The organism is Mycobacterium neumannii (assembly GCF_002245615.1).
GTDB classification, from domain to species: domain Bacteria; phylum Actinomycetota; class Actinomycetes; order Mycobacteriales; family Mycobacteriaceae; genus Mycobacterium; species Mycobacterium neumannii_A.
Window position 1 is genome coordinate 52334 of the sequence record NZ_NKCO01000027.1, and the last position, 15438, is coordinate 67771.

Annotated in this window: 16 protein-coding genes and 1 tRNA gene; 9 read left to right on the forward strand and 8 right to left on the reverse strand. The window is 68.6% G+C overall.

Going from position 1 to position 15438, the window contains the following annotated elements:
- Nucleotides 1-21 precede the first annotated feature (21 nt).
- Nucleotides 22-345 carry a type VII secretion target gene (locus CEX88_RS22915; protein WP_094295272.1) on the reverse strand — a complete coding sequence of 108 codons (324 nt, stop codon included), beginning with the start codon at nt 343-345 and terminating at the stop codon, nt 22-24.
- Nucleotides 346-854: 509 nt separating this feature from the next.
- On the opposite strand from CEX88_RS22915, the gene CEX88_RS22920 reads away from it, so the two are divergent.
- A complete protein-coding gene (locus CEX88_RS22920) occupies nt 855-2156 on the forward strand; it encodes a MinD/ParA family ATP-binding protein (RefSeq protein WP_094295259.1) in 1302 nt (433 codons plus the stop codon).
- A 10-nt stretch (nt 2157-2166) separates the two neighbouring features.
- On the opposite strand, the gene CEX88_RS22925 is transcribed toward CEX88_RS22920, so the two are convergent.
- Nucleotides 2167-2898, reverse strand: coding sequence for a helix-turn-helix domain-containing protein (locus CEX88_RS22925; RefSeq protein ID WP_066846578.1), 732 nt, complete (start codon nt 2896-2898; stop codon nt 2167-2169).
- A gap of 309 nt (nt 2899-3207) precedes the next feature.
- On the opposite strand from CEX88_RS22925, the gene CEX88_RS22930 reads away from it, so the two are divergent.
- Nucleotides 3208-3498 carry a WhiB family transcriptional regulator gene (locus tag CEX88_RS22930; RefSeq protein ID WP_066846576.1) on the forward strand — a complete coding sequence of 97 codons (291 nt, stop codon included), beginning with the start codon at nt 3208-3210 and terminating at the stop codon, nt 3496-3498.
- Between the two features lie 183 nt (nt 3499-3681).
- Here the strand turns inward: CEX88_RS22930 and CEX88_RS22935 are convergent, their stop codons facing one another.
- On the reverse strand, nt 3682-5247 hold the full coding sequence (locus CEX88_RS22935; protein ID WP_094295260.1) for an acyl-CoA carboxylase subunit beta: 1566 nt from the start codon (nt 5245-5247) through the stop codon (nt 3682-3684).
- Between the two features lie 96 nt (nt 5248-5343).
- Here CEX88_RS22935 and CEX88_RS22940 point away from each other — a divergent pair, with 96 nt between their 5' ends.
- The 4 genes from CEX88_RS22940 to CEX88_RS22955 are packed head-to-tail and all read left to right on the forward strand — an operon-like array spanning nt 5344 to nt 7915.
- Nucleotides 5344-5763 carry an EVE domain-containing protein gene (locus CEX88_RS22940; RefSeq protein WP_066846571.1) on the forward strand — a complete coding sequence of 140 codons (420 nt, stop codon included), beginning with the start codon at nt 5344-5346 and terminating at the stop codon, nt 5761-5763.
- A gap of 15 nt (nt 5764-5778) precedes the next feature.
- Complete coding sequence (locus CEX88_RS22945) at nt 5779-6744, forward strand: pirin family protein (protein WP_094295261.1); 966 nt, start codon at nt 5779-5781, stop codon at nt 6742-6744.
- A gap of 7 nt (nt 6745-6751) precedes the next feature.
- Nucleotides 6752-7084, forward strand: coding sequence for a GNAT family N-acetyltransferase (locus tag CEX88_RS22950; protein WP_094295262.1), 333 nt, complete (start codon nt 6752-6754; stop codon nt 7082-7084).
- A gap of 27 nt (nt 7085-7111) precedes the next feature.
- Nucleotides 7112-7915: an acyl-CoA thioesterase domain-containing protein gene (locus tag CEX88_RS22955; RefSeq protein ID WP_094295263.1), complete on the forward strand. Its 804-nt coding sequence runs from the start codon at nt 7112-7114 to the stop codon at nt 7913-7915.
- A 164-nt stretch (nt 7916-8079) separates the two neighbouring features.
- Here CEX88_RS22955 and CEX88_RS22960 read toward each other — a convergent pair whose 3' ends face one another.
- The 5 genes from CEX88_RS22960 to CEX88_RS22980 form a co-directional block, all read right to left on the reverse strand.
- Complete coding sequence (locus tag CEX88_RS22960) at nt 8080-9036, reverse strand: coiled-coil domain-containing protein (protein WP_066849880.1); 957 nt, start codon at nt 9034-9036, stop codon at nt 8080-8082.
- A 127-nt stretch (nt 9037-9163) separates the two neighbouring features.
- Nucleotides 9164-9643 (reverse strand): nitroreductase family deazaflavin-dependent oxidoreductase, encoded by a 480-nt coding sequence (locus CEX88_RS22965; protein WP_094295264.1) that lies wholly within the window; start codon nt 9641-9643, stop codon nt 9164-9166.
- 4 nt (nt 9644-9647) lie between these two features.
- Nucleotides 9648-10148 carry a pyridoxamine 5'-phosphate oxidase family protein gene (locus CEX88_RS22970; RefSeq protein WP_066849890.1) on the reverse strand — a complete coding sequence of 167 codons (501 nt, stop codon included), beginning with the start codon at nt 10146-10148 and terminating at the stop codon, nt 9648-9650.
- A 115-nt stretch (nt 10149-10263) separates the two neighbouring features.
- Nucleotides 10264-11442 (reverse strand): DUF7373 family lipoprotein, encoded by a 1179-nt coding sequence (locus CEX88_RS22975; RefSeq protein WP_094295265.1) that lies wholly within the window; start codon nt 11440-11442, stop codon nt 10264-10266.
- 115 nt (nt 11443-11557) lie between these two features.
- Nucleotides 11558-11640, reverse strand: a tRNA-Leu gene (locus CEX88_RS22980).
- A 248-nt stretch (nt 11641-11888) separates the two neighbouring features.
- Between CEX88_RS22980 and CEX88_RS22985 the strand changes: the two genes are divergently transcribed.
- The 3 genes from CEX88_RS22985 to CEX88_RS22995 form a co-directional block, all read left to right on the forward strand.
- A complete protein-coding gene (locus CEX88_RS22985) occupies nt 11889-13364 on the forward strand; it encodes an FhaA domain-containing protein (protein ID WP_094295273.1) in 1476 nt (491 codons plus the stop codon).
- A gap of 128 nt (nt 13365-13492) precedes the next feature.
- Nucleotides 13493-13960, forward strand: coding sequence for an FHA domain-containing protein FhaB/FipA (locus CEX88_RS22990; RefSeq protein WP_064394676.1), 468 nt, complete (start codon nt 13493-13495; stop codon nt 13958-13960).
- On the forward strand, nt 13957-15438 hold a 1482-nt coding region (locus tag CEX88_RS22995), incomplete at its 3' end, for a PP2C family protein-serine/threonine phosphatase (RefSeq protein ID WP_094295266.1). The genes CEX88_RS22990 and CEX88_RS22995, both read left to right, overlap by 4 nt.

Consider the following 15438-nt stretch of genomic DNA (forward strand, 5'->3'; position numbering starts at 1 on the left):
CGATGTGCGTGGCGTCCGTACTCACGGCTGATCCGTCTGAATCTGGGCGGTCAATGCCGAGGCCGCCGCCTCGTCGGTGCTGCCATAGAGCGCGGCGGCGTCGGTCAGTTCGTCGGAGAGGGCGACCGACGATTCCGCGGCCGCGACGCCGGCGTGGTCTCGCGACGTGAGCACGGCATCCAGCGCATCGGCGGTCGGCGCCGCGATGGTGCCGTGGGTGTTCTCGACCGCTGCCTGGATGTCGTCGCCGGAGCGGCTCATCGCGCGGGTGTCCGCGGCCGTGCGGTCGTGCCGAGCGGCCAGATCGCCGAGGTGAGCGGTGGAGACACGCACATCGTCGGACATCGCCGTTCACCCCTTCCCGTCGTCGTGCGTTGGCACCTTCTGTCGGCACCGCGCGTTTGCGCACGGACCTCGAGTCCTTTGCCGCGGACCCCTTCACACGGCCGGCACCGATCACGCAGGTCTGGTCGCCGCGAGCTAGCGTACCAGCGGTTGAACACCCCCGATGTCACCAATTTTCGGCTCCTCGGCGCCCGCCGATCGTCGCGCACAGGCAACTTGCAGTTAATGCGCAAGATGTCATCTCAGCGGCATAACCGCGCCTATGCCCGATATAGCAAACTCTGTTGATGCACTTTTCCACTGCCCTAGGGTGCTGAAGCCGCTGGCGGCTGCTTCCGCTGGCAAGCATGCCCGCCGACGGTTGCAGCCGGCTGGACGTCGACTCACGACGGCTACATCGTCCCTGGGACCCCCGGCTCGGTGTTAGCTGGGAATGCTGGCCAGGGGAAGCTGGGACAGTGGTTGATACTTGACCCCGGGGACCGATACGACATTCGGAGGAGATCGCATTGAGCGACCGCGATGACGCGTTGCGCAAAGAACTCGGCTGGACGAGCCCCGAAGAAGCCGAACAGGCGCCGCCACCGCCCTCCGAATCGGAGCCGGCGCAGCCGCCGCCACCGGGTTTCCCGGATCCGGACGCACCGCGCGCCAGTTTCCGCGAGCAGCCGACCCGATTCGGCCCACCTCCGGACTCTCTTCACGACACCGGACCGGTACCGGCCGCCCCCCGTCCCGATCCGCGGATGTGGGGCCACCCCACCAGGCAACAGCCACCGCCCCGTCCTCCGCAGCAGCCCGGCCCGCCGGCCGGACCGTGGCCCGGTCCCGGACCGCAGGGCCAAGCCGCACCCCAGCAACCGGGCTCCTACGCAGAACGGATCAGGCCCGACGAACTGGTGCCTCCGCGCAAGGCCGCGCCCACCCGCGGTTGGCGATACGCCTTGTATCGAGCCACCTTCGGATACGTGAACCTCGGCCCGGGGCCTGACGAGATCCGGCAGGCCGAGCTGGAAGCGAAGATCCGGGGCGCGCTGCGGGGTCATTACAAGATCGGCGTGATGGGCAAGGGCGGGGTCGGTAAGACGACCGTGTCGGCCAGCATCGGCTCGGTATTCGCCGAGATACGTCAGGACGACCGGGTTGTCGCGATCGACGCGGACACCGCGTTCGGCAAGCTGGGCAGCCGGGTCGACCCCAAGGCCCAGGGCTCGTACTGGGAACTGGCCTCCGACCAGCATCTGGAAACCTTCGCCGACGTCCGCAGCCGAGTCGGAAACAACGCCGCCGGATTGTTTGTGCTCGCCGGTGAAGGCACTCCCGCGCGTCGCCGCGTGCTCGACCCGGCCATCTACCGGGAAGCCACCTCTCGGCTGGACCGCTACTTCACGATCTCGATCATCGACTGCAGTTCGACGATGGACTCCCCGGTCACCCAGGAGGTGCTTCGGGACCTGGACGCGATGGTCGTGGTGTCCTCACCGTGGGTCGACGGCGCCGCTGTGGCCGGCCAGACGCTGGACTGGCTGGCTGCGCGCGGGCTGACGAGGCTGCTGCAGCGCACGGTCATCGTGCTCAACGACTCCGACGGGCACGCCGACAAGCGCACGCGTTCGATTCTGGCCCAACAGTTTTCGGGTCAGGGCCAGAGGGTCATCGAGGTGCCGTTCGACGGGCATCTGCGTCCGGGCGGCGTCATCAACGGGACTTCGGAGATGTCCGCGGAAACCCGTCGGCGGTTCCTCGAGATCGCCGCCGCGCTGGCCGACCACTTCCCCACCAGCGACGACCGCAGCCGCGAGCGCTATTGATTCGGATGCCTCAACCGAGTTCGTCGACGAGTGCGGCGATCGCCTCGGCAGCCTGCACCGGCACCTGCTCTTCTGCCTCGGCGTGCGCAATGTCGTCATCGGAAACCCCTGCCGCCTGGGCGGTTTCGGCGATGGTGAGGTTCGCCCGGCGCCGCGCCGCATAGAGGCGCTGACCCAACGTCGCGCCCGGGGATCGCGCCGCGCGCAACATCAGCTCGTCATAGCGCGTCCGCACGGCGCTCAACGCCTTGATGAGCGGCGGGGTCACCCTGCTGATCCGCGCCGCCCGCGCCGCGACGGCTTCCAGTTGACGGAGGTCGGCCAGGATCTTGGCCGCCTTCGCGCCGAACTCCGGGTCCTCGGCTGCGGGTAGCGCGGCGATGGCCGAGTCGAAGGTCCTCGCGGCGGTGATCACCGCCTCGGCGATCAACGGCACCTCGTCGCTGCGCGGCGCCGCCGCGGGGCGGTGATTCTCGCCGGCCGGTTCTCCCCGCCGAAGCCCAGCGATCGTGCCGGGTGGCCACTGCAGCACCTCTTCGAGCTTTGCTCGGGTTCGCTCCCGCGGCCAGCTTCTGCCCTTCTCGAAGGCGATCAGGGCGCCGGCGTTGATGATGCCGTCCGCCGCGAGGCTGCGTTGGCTGATGTTGAGCTCACGACGTCGCGCCGCGGCGGCCGCACCCGCTCGAACCATGCCCTGATCGAGCGCCTCGGTCGATCCGTCGGTCGACTCCGGATTGGTCATGGCGCGGTGGGTCCTCGAGGGCGGGGGTGAGAAGGCGCCGTAATCGTATCCGCCGTTATGTTGCGCGCTACGGCTTGGTGCGGCGTGGCGGTCCCCAAATCGTGTCGACGCTCCAGTTCAGTCGTGTCCGCGTCAGCCTGTGCTACGGCTTTGTCGGCACCCGTAGCATGTGAATTCGCACTTCAGGGGCATACTTGCGGCAGCCGCTGGCACTTGCACTCGCATTAACCGTTGCATCGCTACGGTTAATGCGCTACGTTTTCGCCATCGCGACCGACGGGCCGCACACAGTGCAGAGGAGCATCACGAATGAACACGACTGAATGGGATGAGACGCCCGTCGGTGCTTGCACCCGGGACCCGGAGCGGTGGACCACATCGGCCGACGAGCAGGCGAAGGCCATCTGCCGCGCGTGCCCTCGCCGTTGGCTCTGCGCACGGGAGGCCTGCGAGTTACCGCGCGCCGAGGGTCTGTGGGCGGGGATCTTCGTGCCCGAGGCCGGGCGCGGCCGCACGTTTGCTCTGCGGCAGCTGAAGTCACTGGCGGAGCGGCACGGCCACCCCGTGCGCGACCGTCGGCTCTACGCGGAATCGGCCTGATCACCGGTCGGCTCGCCGCCGGATCGGGGGGTCGGCGGCGGGCCTCGACCATCGCCCGGAATATCTCTAGGGACCAGCAGGTTGACGAATGCGACGGTGCCGGGCATGCCCCGGGCCCCAACACAATCGTCGCTTCGAGCGACCACTCGCCGAGAGGCGCAGGCGGCACCGTCCCTTTTTCTTCTACCAGGTGTCGACGAAGCGTCGGCCCTGACGACGCGGGGCGTGTGCCGTGGCCGCAGTCAACGCGTTGATCACGACATCACGGGTCTCGGCCGGGTCGATCACGTCGTCGATCTCGAACAGCGCCGCGGCGTTGAGCGCCTTGGCGTTTTCCTGCGCGGCCGCCGTCGCCTGCCTGACCCGTTCCTCGCGCTCGTCCTCGTCGGCGATCGCTTCCAGTTCCTTGCGCATACCCAGCCGGACCGCGCCCTCCAGGCCCATCGGTCCCAGGTGCGCGCCCGGCCATGCCACCGTCAACGCCGGCTCGTGCAGGCTGCCGCCGGTCATCGCCTGCGCGCCCAGTCCGTACCCGCGCCGTAGGATCACCGCGATCAGCGGCACCTTGAGCGCCGCACCGGCCACCAGCATCCGCGACGCGCGGCGCACCAGCGCCTCGGACTCGGCCGCCGGGCCCACCATGTAACCCGGGCAGTCGACCAGTGAGAGGACGGGCAGCCCGAACGCGTCACACAGCTGCAGGAAGCGGGCCGCCTTGGCGGCGGCGGCCGTGATCGCGCCGGCCATCACCATCGTGTTGTTCGCGATGATCCCGACCGGGCGGCCGTCGACGCGGGCCAGCGCCGTCACCATCTCCGGCGCGAACTTCGTCCGCAGGAACGTCACCGTGCCCTCGTCGGCCAACGTCTCGATGATCGGCGCGACCTGATAGGCCCGACGTGCAACCTCGGGAACGATTGTGCGCAAACGTGTTTGGTCGGCGACCGGTCCGGGCTCGGTCGGCCCTTGAAAGTAGCCGAGCAGCCGCTTCGTCACCGCGACCGCCTCGGCTTCGTCGGCTACCACGACGTCGACCACACCGTTGGGCGCCTGCATGCTGATCGGGCCCACCTCGTCGGGTGGCACGTCACCGAGCCCGCCGCCGGCGATCATCGCGGGTCCGCCCATGCCGATCGACGTGTTCTCGGTTGCCACGATCAGGTCCGCGCAGCCGGCGATGACGGCGTTGCCCGCGAAGCAGCGACCGTGGACGACGGCGATGCGCGGCACTACGCCCGACAGCGCCGCCCACAGTTTGAACGCGCGCGCATCGAGCGACGACACCGCCGGATAGTCGGTGTCGCCCGGCCGCCCGCCGCCGCCCTCGGCGAAGAACACCGTCGGCAGCCGCAGCCGCTCGATCAGCTCGAACAACCGGTCCTTCTTGCGGTGGCCCAGCGCGCCCTGCGTACCGGCCAGCACCGTGTAGTCGTAGGACAGCACCGCACACGCGCTGCGCTCGGCGCCGAACAGGTCGCCGTTGATCCGTGCGGTCCCGGCGACCAGACCGTCGGCGGGGGTGCGTGCGATCAGGTCGTCGAGGTCGCGGCGGTGGCGCTGCGCCGCGATCGCGAACCGGCCGTACTCCACGAACGAGCCCTCGTCGATGAGGTCGGCGATGTTCTCCCGAGCGGTCCTGGCGTTCGCCTCGTGTCGCCTGGTCACGGCATCCGGTCGGGCCGCGTCCTCGGTGAGTTCGCGGCGTCGTAGAAGCTCGGCGTGGTCGTCGCGCAGCGACTCGTCACTCACGGCGTCCGATGCTAATCAGGCGGCGTCGGCCCGAGTTATCCACAGGCACTTCTCTCGAGGTCTGGAACTGTCGGCCGTCGCGCTTAGCGTGCGGATATGACGAACTGGATCAACACAGTCAGCCGCGACCACGTCGAACTCGGCGTGCGCGGCCGCTTCACTCAGGCCAATCACGGCAAGCCGAACATGCTGCGCAGGATGGCGCGCGGCGATTGGATCGCCTTCTACTCCCCTCGCACCGTCTATCCCGATGGTCCGCCGCTGCAGGCGTTTACCGCGATCGGGCAGATCGCCGACGACGAGCCCTATCTCGATTCGGCGTCCCCGGACGTCGAACGGTGGCGGCGCAATGTCGACTTCCTCGACGCGCATGAGACGCCGATTCGTCCGCTCCTCGAGAAGCTCAACTTCATCGAGGACAAGACCCGCTGGGGCTACAAGTTCCGCTTCGGGGTGTTCAAGATCGGCGACGATGATCTGGAAGTGATCCGTTCGGCGATGACAAGCCCGGGATAGACCTACTGTGGGTTGGTGAGCAACACCGACCCGGCGCCGGCCGAAGTCGCCTGCGCGGCAGTCCCGTTCGCGGGCGTCCTGCATCCGCGGGAGGTGCCGCTGGGCGGTCCGAGGGCGATCCGCGTGCGGCGCACGCTGCCGCAGCGGGAGCGGTCGCTGATCGGAGCGTGGTGCTTCGCCGACCACTACGGCCCGCACGACGTGCGCGGTGGCACGGGTATGGACGTGCCGCCTCACCCGCACACCGGGCTGCAGACCGTCAGCTGGTTGTTCAGCGGCGAGGTCGAGCATCGCGACAGCGGTGGCGTGCACGCGCTGGTGCGCCCGGGCGAGCTCAACCTGATGACGGCAGGCGCGGGCATCTGCCACTCGGAGGTGTCGACGGGCGCCACCACGATCCTGCACGGCGTGCAGCTGTGGGTGGCTCTGCCCGATGAGGCGCGGGACACCGGGCGCGGCTTCGAACACTTCGTCCCCGCGCCGCGCGCCGTCGGGGACGCGACGCTGCAGGTGTTCATCGGCGAACTCGAAGGCCTGCGCTCCCCCGTCGACACGTTCACACCTCTGCTCGGGGCCCAGGTCGACCTCGACCCCGGGGCGGAGGTGATGCTGGAGGTCGATTCGGACTTCGAGCACGGGGTGCTCCTCGATCAGGGCGACGTCGCCGTCAACGGCACTGCGCTCGACACCGCCGACCTGGCGTTCCAGGCCGCCGGCGCAGAGAGGTTGCACCTGGCCAACCGCGGCAGCGCGCCCGCCCGGCTGGTGCTGCTCGGCGGACCACCGTTCCCCGAGGAACTGGTCATGTGGTGGAACTTCGTCGGCCGCAGCCATGACGACATCGCGGCCTATCGCAGACAGTGGGAGGACCGCGATGACCGGTTCGGCGCTGTGCAGGGGTACCGCGGCGCGGTATCCCGGTTGCCCGCTCCCCCGCTGCCCAACGCGACCTTGCGTCCGCGATCGAACCCGGGGGTATAGAGAAACCATGACGACCGACAAAACCGGCGCGCCCACCGAGGTCACCGCCGAAGCCGACCGCTACACCATCGCCGTCGACGGGAAGGGCGTCGGAATCGCCGAGTTCGCCGACCGCGACGGTCAGCGAGTCTTCACCCACACCGAGGTGGACAGCGATTTCGAGGGCCGCGGCCTGGCGACCATCCTGATCGGCGAGGCGCTGCAGAAGACGCGCGATGAGGGGCTGCGCATCGTGCCCGTCTGCAAGATGGTGGCGTCCTACGTCGAGAAGCACGACGAGTTCGCCGACGTCGTCGATCCGGTGTCCGACGACATCGAGCACTGGCTGGAGAATCGTTAGTTCGACTAGACCGCTATCGTCTTCGCGATGGTGGCCGCGTTCTTCACCCCCGACGGTGACGCCTTCGTGCCCGCGCCGATGGCGCAGGGGCCGTGGGGACAGACAATCAGCGGCAACTACGCCGGCGGTCTGCTCGGTCACGTGCTCGAACGCGACGCCGGCGACCCGGACTTCCAGCCGGCCCGGCTGACCGTCGACCTGTTCCGCCCAGCCGCGCTGGCGGCGGTTCGGGTCGAGACCTCCGTCGTCCGCCAGGGCCGTCGCCTGAAACTGGTCGACGCGCTGATGACGCAGGGCGACACGATCGTCGCGCGCGCGACAGCGCTGTTCCTCCGCCGCGGAGTACAACCCGCCGACGAGATCTGGACGTCGCCGGTCACCATGCCTGCGCCACCTCCGACACCCGATCCCATCCCCCGCGAACTGTCGACGTTGGTGTGGACCTACGGCAGGGACGAGCGCGAACCCGGACCCGGCGAGGGCTTGGCGAACTGGCAGCACTCGGGTCCGAAACACCTGTGGGTCCGCGACTTTCGGCCGCTGGTCGCTGGCGTGGACCTGACGCCGTTCACCCGCGCCGCCATGGCCGGCGACATGGTCAGCTCGTTGACACACTTCGGGCCGAGCGGCCTGCAGTGGATCAACGCCGACTACACACTGACGCTGTCGCGGCTGCCGAAGGGGCCCTATCTCGGGCTCGCCGCACTGACGCACTTCAGCGACGCCGGAGTGGCCACCGGCACCGCGACCCTCGTCGACGAGTACGGACCCATCGGTAGCGGTGTGGCCAATGCCCTGGCGAACCCCGGCTTCACGCCGCCCCGTATGTAGCGTTGCGATCCCGCGCACTATTTCCGCGTCGACTTCTGCGGCAGGGTCGCGATCGTCGACAATTCACAGCCCTGCCGCAGAACTCGGCAACGCCACCGAAACCGCCGCAACACAAGAAGCACCCCGCGGTTTCCCGCGGGGTGCTTCCGGTGCCATCCAAAAGGTCAGCTGATGCCCACGACCTCCTGCGCGATATCGGCCAGGCGCGTCTGCGCTGCCGACACCAGCCGCTGGCGGTTCTTGTGCATCTCCTCGTAGGCGATGATCGTGCGGATGTCGGAGGGATCGTCGAGATCCTTCACCGCGGCCACCGCGTCGCTGAGGTTGAGATCCTCGTACCCGGCGATCGGCAGCTCGTCGGCGTCGACGACGCCACTCTCGGCACGCGCCTTGTGCAGCGCATCGGCCGCGTCGCCGGCACCCTCGCGGCGGACAACCTTCTCCGCGCTGCGCAGGGCACCGTCGCGCGACGCCCCTAGCGCCTTGAAGGTGATCTCGCTGGCGCGCTGGGCACGCTCGCGCAGATCATCGACGGCCGGTCCGGCCGAACGCAGCAGCTCCGCGAGCCGCTCGACCGACTGTGCCGACCACTGCCCCGGCAGGTTCACCAGCTTCACCGCGGTACCCGCAGCAGCCTGCAGCGGGGTGCGCTGCAGCGCGGCCGGGCCGCCGAGGGCATCCTCGGCCAGCACTGTCGTCAGCCAGTTCACCGTCGCCGAGTGCGCGGTGATCAGGCGATCGGCGAGATCCTGCACGGCCGGCTCCTTGGCTGCGACCGCGAGTGCCTTGACGTAGCGGGCACGGTCGAGCAGCTGGTCCTCGAGCGCCAGGTCGCCGAGCAGCGCCTCATCGAACGGCTGTGCCTGCTCGGTGAGCGCCTTTACCGCGGCGGCGGCACGGCCCAGGAACGGGCCGATCGTGTCCGGGAAGCCGCCCAGGTCGCGGATCGCCTTCTCGATCGCCTCGGCACGGATACGGCCGTTCTCGGCGTTCTGAGTCAGCTCACGACGGACAGCCTCGGTACGGGCCTGCGCGATCCGGGTCTCAGCGACCTGGATCTCGGTGTGCGTGAGGTCAAGAATCGTGCGCAACTGCGCGATCAGTGTGTTCTTGGTAGTCATAGATTTTCGCCCCTTAAGCGTTGACGGTTTCGGTCGGCGCTGGGGTGCACCTGTCCTGTTGGCTACCCGGCGTGTGGGGGGAGTCGAACGCCTCAGGGGTGTGAGATGGATCGCACTCGGCGTGTCGTCAGCGCGGCTGCAGGATGACCACCGGAATCTCGCGGTCGGCCCACGATTGATAGGTGTCGAAGTCCGCGTACGCCTCGACCAGCTTCGGCCACAACCGCGCCTTTTGTTCGGGCGTGGCCGTGACGGCGCGCACCGCTCGGCGGTCCGAACCGATCTCGATATGGGCCTCGGGATTGGCCACCAGGTTGCGGTACCACTGCGGATCGGTGTCGCGGCCGCCCTGGGACGCCACGACGATCACGTCGTCGCCGTCGTTGATGTAGACCAGCGGCGACACCAGCCGTCTGCCGGATTTACGCCCGATGTGCTCGAGCAGCAGCGTCGGTACCGGCTTCTTGAAACCCGCGCCCACCCGCCACGTCGCGCCGATCTTGCCGCCCGAGCGGCGATACACCCACACGTGCACTTTGCCCGCGTACTTCATGATCTTCGTGACGACAGGCGAGTTCAGCTGCTTGGGCTTGTTGTTCGGGTCCATGGGATCAACCTAGGTACTGCGCGGTGCTGCCACCCAACGGCATCTCGGGCATACCGAGCTTGCGGTGGTCCCAGCTGCGGGTGCGCAGCGGTACCACCCGCACGCAGATGCGGTTCTTCATCATCTGGTCGACGAACGGGCGCATGTCCTCGGAATAGGGTCCCGTGTAGCGCTCCCACACGCTGATACCTACGCGCAGAATGGTTTCCGGGTCGTCGACGATCTCGGCCCTGCCGTCGATGGACACGCCGCGCAGCGTGTCGTAAGTGTGGCCGTCCTCGACCATCACGGTGACCGTCGGGTTGCGTCGCAGGTTGACGGCCTTCTGCGACTTGGCCTTCGTCTCGAACCAGATCTCACCGTCGAGCACGGCATACCACATCGCGACCAGGTGCGGCCGCCCGTCAGGAAGCACGGTCGCCATCGTCGCGGTGCGGCTGCGTTCGATGAATTCGGCGATCTCGTCGTCAGACATGACGATCTTCGCGCGTTCGTTCTTGCCCACGGCCCGATCTTGTCAGGTCGCGGCGGCGATGACCGTCACCGGGATGGGCTACAGCGCGGCGACAATGATGCGGACCCGACCTGCCGCGGCGGCCGCCGACTTCGCTGCGCACTGGCTAGCTCATCAGCATGATGTACTGCGCGGCCGTCATCTGTTGTGCCGCAAGCAGAGTCGGGGCACTGGTCTCGATGGTGTACTCGTCGGCGGTGGCCAGACAGTAGAAACTGCCCTCGTTCGTGCGCAGGCAGCGGCTGCCGGGCATGTCCGGCACCGGGTTTGCCGGCTTAGCCGTCGCCGACACCTCCTCGGCGAACTCCTCGACCACGCCTTCGGCGCCCGCGACGTCCTCGGCCTCGTAGACGGTCGTGCCCGCCATCGCGACCAGCTCGACGCCGGTGTTGGAGAAGAGCTTGGCCGACCGCACGGGATCGGACTGGAAGTGCAGCGCACCCCGCCGTTCGTAGGTCCCGCCCTTGGTGAACGTCGGGTCGCGGCCGTCGAGCGGGAGCGCGCGGGCCAACAGGCCGGTCGGATCGATCGAGATGTCGGCCAGCTCGCTCGGGTCGGTGGCTCGGAACTTGTCCATCTCCGGCGCCTGCAGGTCCAGGCTCTCGGTCACCAGCCGGGTGGCGGCGTCGATACCGGCGGTCGCCTGCGCCAGCTGCATCAGCACGTAGGACCCGTGCGCGGTGAACGACCGCACCGCACCGAATTTCCCGATGTTGCGATCGGTCCCGGTGTGACTGCTGGCGCGCGCTTCGGGGTGGCCGGGAATCTCCAGCTTCGGCGACGGTCCGTCGGCGCCCTGCGGCTGCGATACCGCGTCGCCCATGTCGTCGGCCGCGGCCTGGGCAGCGCGATCGTCGCCGAAGCGCAGCACGGCGTTGAGCAGTATCTGCTTGTTCTTCTCGGTCCGCGTCGTGGCGAAGCCGGTGATGAAGTCGTGCCGGGCCGCCGCTGCGGCGACGTTCATCGGGCCGATCATGGCCAGCGCTTCGGCGCGGGGCAGCACCATTGCGCCCAGGCCGAACCATTCCGTCAGCGCCTCGTCGACCTCCCACGGCCCGATGACGTGGTTGGCAAGTCGCTGGCCCTCGAGCACCCCGCCGAGCATCGGGTCGCCCGCGACGCCGAGCGGATCCCGCGGTGCCGTTGGGTACCGGCCCGGGTCCAACCGGTCGAAATCCAGCACGGGCCCACCCGCGGCCCGCACCGCGGACCCCTCGACGGTCGATGTGCACGCCGTGGCAAGCAGCGCGACGACAGATACGAGCGCAAAGATCGCGTTCCGCATGTCTCGCAAATTACCCGCGGGCAGCCGGCCGCAGATTCAGGCGTGCCGACGCCGGCCGCCGACGTCATACAAATGAGACGAGCCACCGAAATCCGGTGGCTCGTCTCATTGCTTGTGGGCGAAGGGGGACTTGAACCCCCACGTCCCGAAGGACACTGGCACCTGAAGCCAGCGCGTCTGCCATTCCGCCACTCGCCCCAACAACCGGGGGAGCCTATCACGCACAACACCCGGCTCCCCAACCGTACCGGCTGGCCCCCGGTACTTTTGGCCGATCGTGATCGAGGGCGCTGAACTGCGGTGATTCGATTCTCAGAGTTCTGTTGGTCCCGCTGTCCGGCGCTCGGCCGATACCATGCACATGAACAATGTGGCCAGGCGACACGCTGGCTCCCGTCGCGGTGAGCAGTGCCGACGGACGACGACCGAGTGAGGCGGGCGGTGACATGGGTCTAGTCGACCGCTTCGAGCGCAAGCTCGAGTCGACGGTCGGCGATGCCTTCGCCCGGGTGTTCGGCGGTTCGATCGTCCCGCAGGAGGTCGAGGCGATGCTTCGGCGGGAGGCAGACACCGGCGGACGCGAAGTGCTCGGCGGTCAGGTTTTGGCACCAAACGACTACGTCATTACCCTCAGTGTGCCTGACTATCAGAAGGTGAGCGCCGACCCAGACCTCACGTCAGCGACTTTTGCCAAGCACTTGGAGGGATACATCCGTGAGCAGGGGTGGCAAACGTATGGTGATGTGGTCGTCAGGTTCGAACAATCACCCACCCTGCACACCGGACAGTTTCGCGCGCGTGGAGCGGTCAATCCCGACACGACCACTGGCGAACCCGCACCACCACACCATGTACGTGCGTCCAGCGCAGAATCAGGAGTACCACCGATGAGCGACAACCCGACCTACCGCGGCGGCCAGGGGCCGGGGAGGCCCGCCGACGAGTACTACGACCGTCCGCAAGACCGTCCGCAGGACCGTTCGCAGGACGATCGCTACGGCCGCCCCGACGACCGTGGCCCCTATCCGCCGCCCGAGCAGGGCGCCTACCCGCCGCAGGGCGATCCGTACGCCCCGCGCCAGGGCGGCTACCCCGACCAGGGTGGCTATCCGGATCAGGGCGGCTACCCGGACCAAGGTGGCTACCCCGACCAGGGCGGCTACCCCGACCAGGGCTACCCGCCGCCGTCATACGAGCAGCGCCCGCCCGCCGGTTACGGCCCGCCGCCGCAGGGCGGCTACCCGGACCAGGGTTACCGCCAGGCCCCGGGTGGCTACGGTCCCCCGCAGGGCGGCCAGCCCGGATACGGCGGCGCACCCGGGCCCGACTACGACTACGGGCGTCCCCCGGCCCCCGGCCGCCACGAGGAGGGCGGCTACGGCCGTCCGGCCTATCCGGATCAGGGCGGCTACCCGGACCAGGGCGGCTATCCCGACCAGGGCGGTTACAGCGGACAGCCGTACGGGCGGCAGGACCAGGGCTACGGCGCTCCGCCGGACTACGGCCGCTACGGTGACGCCCCCGCAGGCGGCTACGCCGAACCCGGCTACTCCGAGCCCGCAGGCGGCGGCTACGACTACGGTCAGCCGGCCGGCTACGGCGGCGGCTACGGCCAGGCCGACTACGGCACGGGCGCCGCGACCGTCACGCTGCAGCTCGACGACGGCAGTGGTCGCACCTATCAGCTGCGCGAGGGCACCAACGTGATCGGCCGCGGCCAGGACGCACAGTTCCGGCTGCCCGACACCGGGGTGTCCCGGCGGCATCTGGAGATCCGTTGGGACGGTCAGGTCGCGTTGTTGTCCGACCTGAACTCCACCAACGGGACCACCGTCAACAACGCGCCCGTTCAGGAGTGGCAGCTCGCGGACGGCGACGTGATCCGGCTGGGCCACTCCGAGATCATCGTCCGCGTGCACTGAGCGCCCGCCCGGGGCGGAGAAGCTGTCGCTTCCCCCTCATGTCGGTAACCGTCCAAGTATCGTGACGGTGCCGAGGCTGGCTGCGGTGCCGAGGCGGCTGAACGGGATGGAGACGGAGAGGACGTCAGATGCAGGGGTTGGTACTGCAACTGACGCGCGTCGGATTCCTGCTGCTGCTATGGCTGTTCATCTGGTCGGTGCTGCGAATCCTGCGGACGGATCTCTACGCCCCCACCGGCGCCGTCATGGTGCGGCGCGGGCTGCCGCTGCGCGCCTCGCTGCTACCCAACCGAGCCCGCCGTAACGTGGCCCGTCATCTGGTGGTCATCGAGGGTGCGCTGGCCGGCACCCGCATCACGCTCGGCAGTCAGCCGGTGCTGATCGGGCGGGCCGACGACTCGACGTTGGTCCTGACCGACGACTACGCCTCGACGCGCCACGCGAGGCTGTCGCCTCGAGGTTCGGAATGGTACGTCGAGGACCTAGGATCGACCAACGGCACATACCTCGACAGGGCGAAGGTGACGACGGCGGTACGCGTTCCGATAGGCACGCCGGTTCGGATCGGCAAAACGGTAATCGAGCTGCGCCCGTGACCCTGGTGCTTCGATATGCCGCGCGCAGCGACCGCGGCCTGGTTCGGGCGAACAACGAGGATTCGGTGTACGCCGGCGCCCGCCTGCTCGCGCTGGCCGACGGTATGGGTGGGCACGCCGCGGGCGAGGTGGCCTCTCAGCTGGTGATCGCCGCCCTGGCCCACCTCGACGACGACGAACCCGGGGGCGACCTGCTGAGCAAGCTCGACGCCGCGGTGCGCGAGGGCAACTCAGCGATCGCCGCGCATGTGGAGGCCGACCCCGAGCTCGAGGGCATGGGCACCACGTTGACCGCAATCCTGTTCGCGGGCAACCGACTTGGCTTGGTGCACATCGGAGACTCGCGCGGCTACATGCTGCGCGACGGGGAGCTGACCCAGATCACCAAAGACGACACGTTCGTCCAGACGCTCGTCGACGAGGGCCGCATCACCGCCGAGGAGGCGCACAGTCATCCGCAGCGGTCGTTGATCATGCGCGCGCTGACCGGCCACGAGGTCGAGCCCACGCTCATCATGCGGGAGGCGCGCGCAGGCGACCGCTATCTGCTGTGCTCCGACGGCCTGTCCGACCCGGTCAGCCACGAGACCATCCTCGAGGCGTTGCAGATCTCCGATGTCGCCGAAAGTGCCGACCGGCTCATCGAATTGGCGCTGCGCGGCGGCGGTCCCGACAACGTCACCGTCGTGGTCGCCGACGTCATCGACAACAACGCCCACGACTACGGGCAGACCCAACCGATCATCGCCGGTGCGGTATCGGGCGATGACGACCAACCACCACCCAACACCGCGGCCGGTCGCGCGTCGGCGTTCAACCCGCGACGCAACGAAGCCAAGCGCGCGCTACCGGAACCGGAGGAACCGCCGCGACCGCCCAAGTCGCGGCGGCGAATGTTCATCGCCGCCGCCCTCGTGGTACTGGTCGTCCTTGCCGGACTGGCCGTCGGTCGCGAGATCATCCGCAGCAACTTCTACGTCACCGCCCATGACGACGTCGTCTCGATCATGCGAGGTGTGCCCGGATCGATCCTCGGCTACCCGCTGCAGGAGCCGTACCGAAAGGGCTGCCTGACCGAACGCAACGGGCTGACGCTGATCAGTCCCGGCCAGGAACCGCGCGACTGTCAGCCATTTCGGGTGAGCGACCTCAAACCGTCCGAACAGCGACAGGTCATCTCCGGTCTGCCGACCGGGTCGGAGGATCAGGCGATCACCCAAATCAACCAGCTGGCGCGCGATTCTCTGCTGCCGATCTGCACACCGCCGCCACCACCGGCGCCGCGCACCACTGCGCCGCACAGTCCGGGGCCGCCGAATTCACCTGGGCTGCCGAATAATCCACCCTTTCGTGGTGAGGAGGGCACTCCGGCACCCGAGACCCCCCGCACGGTGACACCGCCGCCTCCGACACCGAAACCGCCGCCTGCGCCGGAGTCTCCGCGGACCGAACCGGGCACCTGCCCCTTATACACATCT